The sequence below is a fragment of the Symbioplanes lichenis genome (genome assembly GCF_030709675.1).
Lineage (GTDB): Bacteria > Actinomycetota > Actinomycetes > Mycobacteriales > Micromonosporaceae > Actinoplanes > Actinoplanes lichenis.
Window position 1 is genome coordinate 1 of record NZ_JAUZQD010000058.1, and the last position, 240, is coordinate 240.

Annotated in this window: 1 rRNA gene; it reads right to left on the bottom strand. The window is 61.7% G+C overall.

Features of this window, described 5'->3' with window-relative positions:
- Nucleotides 1-240, bottom strand: a 23S ribosomal RNA gene (locus RAN62_RS41030); the annotation flags it as partial.

Here is a 240-nt window from a genome sequence, read left to right on the forward strand (position 1 = left end):
CTTCGCGGGTACGGGAATATCAACCCGTTATCCATCGACTACGCCTCTCGGCCTCGCCTTAGGCCCCGACTCACCCAGGGCGGATTAGCCTGGCCCTGGAACCCTTGGTCATCCGGCGGAAGGGTTTCTCACCCTTCATTCGCTACTCATGCCTGCATTCTCACTCGTGCAACCTCCACGGCTGGATCACTCCGCCGCTTCCCCGGTAGCACGACGCTCCCCTACCCATCCACACACCTG